Raw genomic sequence first — 3,147 nt, 5'->3', positions numbered from 1 at the left:
GACAGATCGGAAATAGTGACACTTTTTTGCTCCTGAAGCAGTTTTTTGATGGCTTGTTTACGGGTGATTGCTAACACAGCAAAAAGACTCCTTTCATATATTTAAGCATCTTTGTTTTAATTTAAGATATCATGGTTTAAGTGAAAAATCAAATATAAGAACCGGATATTGAAGAAGTTCGAATATTAGAGATATTTTAATGAGTTTAGAGCTGACAAGCGAAATTTTTTCTATAAACTATATAAAGAGAATAACTTATACAAAATACATAATTGATACGGAACCAAAACAACAAAAACGGACAAATTAATTGACAAAACAAACAAAAGTGATTAAAATATAGTTAAAATAAATATATTAAATTAAAAATAATTAATAAAATTATTCAATAAGTACAAAAAGATTACAAGGAGGTAGAACATGAAAAAAATTATTAATGCGCCGGAGACTTATGTAGATGATATGCTTAAAGGGATTTATGCGGCTCATCCGGATCAGGTAAAATGTGCGGAAGATGATCTTAGAAGTTACTGCATTGCTCACAAAAAAGATGGAAAAGTCGCTATTATTACTGGTGGAGGCTCAGGACACCTTCCGCTGTTTCTTGGTTATGTAGGAGAGGGACTTATTGATGGTTGTGGCGTAGGCGGTGTATTTCAGTCTCCGTCACCAGAACAGATTTATAAGATTGCAAAAGAGGTTCATGCAGGAGCAGGAGTTCTTTTCCTTTATGGTAATTATACCGGAGATATTATGACCTTTGATATGGCATCAGATCTTTGCGATATGGATGATATTGAATGCAAAAGTATTGTTGGAGCTGATGATGTAAATTCACATGCGGACCCAGATACGCGCAGAGGTGTGGCTGGAATTTATTTTATGTTTAAGGCAGCTGGGGCAAAAGCGGATGAAGGTGGAACACTTGAAGAAGTAATGGCTGCAGCGCAACTGGCAAAAGACAATACACGTACAGTTGGATTTGCGCTTACTCCGTGTATTATTCCGGAAGTAGGGCATGCGAATTTTGAATTGAAGGAAAATGAAATGGCAATGGGAATGGGAATTCATGGGGAACCTGGTGTATGGAATGGTCCGTTAAAAACATCCCGTGAGATTGCCGAGGAATCTTTAAACACGCTTCTTGGTGATATGCCTTTGACAGAAGGAGATGAAGTTTCTGTTCTTATTAATGGACTTGGTGCGACTTCAGTTGAGGAATTATATATACTTAGCAATGATGTAAATGAAATTCTTACATCTAAAGGAATTCATATTTACAAAACTGTTGTAGGTGAATATGCAACATCTATGGAAATGGCAGGTGCATCTATTTCCATATGTAAAATGAATGATGAAATGAAACATTATATGGATTATCCGGTAAACACACCGTTTATCTGCCAGAAATAATTAGAGTCTTGAGGAGGTTTCATATGGACAGAATTGCATTTAATCAGCTGCCGGATCTGTTTACTTCTGTGGGCGAGCTTTTTACAGAGAAAAAAGAGGAATTATGTGATATGGATGCTCGCCTGGGGGATGGAGACCTGGGGCTTACCATGAGTAAGGGATATGGTTCTCTTCCGGAGTTAATACGCAATGAAATGGATGGAGCTGGCGGAGATATAGGGAAACTTCTTATGAAATCGGGAATGAAGATGGCAAATCTTGTTCCCTCTACCATGGGATTTCTTATGTCCAGTGGTGTTATGGAAGGTGGAAAAAATTTAAAGGGAAAGACAGAAATAGATGGGATGGGACTGGCAGCATATCTTGTTGGATTTGCAGCCGGAATACAAAAAAGGGGCAAGTGTCAGACAGGTCAGCGCACAATTTATGATTCTGTATTTCCAGCAGCTCAGGCAGCAAAAGAGTTGACAGAAAAGAATCCGGAGGCTTCTCTGAGTGAAGTTGTGGCAGTTGCACTTAATGCAGCAAAAGAAGGAACAGAATCAACCAAGAGTATGGTTCCTGTATTTGGAAAGGCAGCAGTTCATGCAGCGCAATGCGCTGGCATTGCTGATCAAGGTGCAGTTGCAGGTTATTATAAGATTTTGGGATTTTATAATTATATATGTGGGATGTAAACAAAAAGGCTGGGGCGATTATTCGTCCCAGCCTTCGTAAAACCGAATATTTACAGAAATATTCCGTACAATATCTCCCTCCTGAAGCTCCATATCCTCTTTATCAGAAACAGATGGAAGATTACAGTCATCCTCAGAAAGCTCCAGAGAGATCCAGTTATAAGCTGCTTCATTTGCATTGTCAATGGCATCGTCCAGGGTGTCACCGTCAGCATAGCAGCATTCCAGATCCGGGAAAAATCCATGATAGGTTCCGTTTTCCGTTTTGCGGAATACCGCAGGATAAATAAACTTCATAAATGCCTCCTACTGTTTGCTACATACTGTTATGAAAGATATTGTAACATATTCTTGCAGCGATGGAAAAGAAAAATTTGTTTCCGCATGGAAAAACCGGGATATATTTTATATAATCAGAAACGGGAGGTAAAAGCTGTGATAAAGTTGATTGCCAGTGATTTAGACGGAACACTGCTTACAGACAGCAAAGAGCTGTCACAGACAACTGTGCAGATTCTTGATATGGCTGTAAAAAAGGGAATATATGTGATACCGGCTACAGGGAGATCCTTCAGGGCAATACCTGAACGGATCCGGAATTATCCGGGTATCCGGTATGTGATCACATCCAATGGAGGCGCCATTTATTCTGTCCTGGAGAATAAGAGGATTTATCAGTGTCTGCTGAACGGACAGACGGTTGAGGAAGCATTGGATATTCAGGTACCGGAAAATACCGCCATAGAGCTTTTTGTGGATGGAATCCCTTATTCGGAAGAATCTTATGTGAGGTTTCCGGAAAAATACGGGGCCACGGAATATGGGGCAAAGTATGTAAGGGAAACAAGAATACCGGTAAAAGATATAAAAGCGTTTGCCATGGAACACAGAACGGAACTGGACAGTATGGCATTTATCTGTGGGGACAGAGACGGCAAATGCACACTGAAAAAACAGTTAAGAGACTCGCTTTCTGATGCATATATAACCTCGTCTGTTCCTCATATGGTGGAGATTGGACATAAAAACGCAGGAAAGGGAAATACGCTTTTATATC

Annotated in this window: 4 protein-coding genes; 3 read left to right on the top strand and 1 reads right to left on the bottom strand. The window is 39.5% G+C overall.

The genetic code is table 11. The features are described 5' to 3' along the window. Positions 1-420: 420 nt before the first annotated feature. Positions 421-1,413 (top strand): dihydroxyacetone kinase subunit DhaK, encoded by a 993-nt coding sequence (locus QVP40_RS13420; protein WP_022068878.1) that lies wholly within the window; start codon positions 421-423, stop codon positions 1,411-1,413. A 23-nt stretch (positions 1,414-1,436) separates the two neighbouring features. Then, on the top strand, positions 1,437-2,090 hold the full coding sequence (locus QVP40_RS13415) for a dihydroxyacetone kinase family protein (protein ID WP_022068877.1): 654 nt from the start codon (positions 1,437-1,439) through the stop codon (positions 2,088-2,090). 18 nt (positions 2,091-2,108) lie between these two features. On the opposite strand, the gene QVP40_RS13410 is transcribed toward QVP40_RS13415, so the two are convergent. Continuing rightward, on the bottom strand, positions 2,109-2,387 hold the full coding sequence (locus QVP40_RS13410) for a type II toxin-antitoxin system HicB family antitoxin (RefSeq protein ID WP_022068876.1): 279 nt from the start codon (positions 2,385-2,387) through the stop codon (positions 2,109-2,111). Positions 2,388-2,525: 138 nt separating this feature from the next. On the opposite strand from QVP40_RS13410, the gene QVP40_RS13405 reads away from it, so the two are divergent. Then, the coding region (locus tag QVP40_RS13405; RefSeq protein WP_288200598.1) for an HAD hydrolase family protein at positions 2,526-3,147 on the top strand (622 nt) is incomplete at its 3' end.

It is taken from the genome of Blautia sp. CAG:257 (assembly GCF_000433815.1).
In the GTDB taxonomy this organism is placed as follows: Bacteria; Bacillota; Clostridia; order Lachnospirales; family Lachnospiraceae; genus Blautia_A; species Blautia_A caecimuris.
Note: the sequence above shows the minus strand (reverse complement) of the source record. Positions and strands in the feature narration are given on the sequence as shown.

Bases quoted from the DNA above. Each gene is read 5' to 3' on its own strand.
- QVP40_RS13420 (WP_022068878.1), top strand. From the start codon at position 421: ATGAAAAAAATTATTAATGCGCCGGAGACTTATGTAGATGATATGCTT.
- QVP40_RS13410 (WP_022068876.1), bottom strand. From the start codon at position 2,387: ATGAAGTTTATTTATCCTGCGGTATTCCGCAAAACGGAAAACGGAACC.
- QVP40_RS13415 (WP_022068877.1), top strand. From the start codon at position 1,437: ATGGACAGAATTGCATTTAATCAGCTGCCGGATCTGTTTACTTCTGTG.